Annotated in this window: 1 protein-coding gene; it reads right to left on the bottom strand. The window is 68.0% G+C overall.

The window, feature by feature from the left end; all coding sequences use genetic code 11:
- Window positions 1-322: ABC transporter ATP-binding protein (locus tag ASE56_RS17965; protein WP_200914086.1), on the bottom strand; the 322-nt coding region annotated here is incomplete at its 3' end.
- Window positions 323-334 lie beyond the last annotated feature (12 nt).

Below are 334 nucleotides of genomic sequence, written 5' to 3'. Positions count from 1 at the left end.
GCATGAGCGGCGGCGGCGCGGCGCGGCAGGGCGGGATGGCGAAGTCGCAGCGCGGTTCGAAGGCGCAGCCAGGCGGTAGCGCGGTGATGGGCGGCACGCTGCCGGGAATGGAATAGAGCGAATGCCGCTCGCCGTCGCCGCCGATATCGCGCTCGGCGTTGGGCGTGCAGGCCAAAAGGCCACGCGTATAGGGATGACGCTGATGCGCGAACAAATCGTTCACCGGCGCCTGCTCGGCGACGCGGCCCGCATACATGACGACGACGTCATGCGCGATCTCGGCGACCACGCCGAGATTGTGGGTGATGAACAGGATCGACATGCCGAACTCGGC

The organism is Microbacterium sp. Leaf203 (genome assembly GCF_001421275.1).
GTDB classification, from domain to species: domain Bacteria; phylum Actinomycetota; class Actinomycetes; order Actinomycetales; family Microbacteriaceae; genus Microbacterium; species Microbacterium testaceum_A.
The sequence above is the reverse complement of the archived record's forward strand: the minus strand, read 5'-3'. Positions and strand labels throughout refer to the sequence as shown.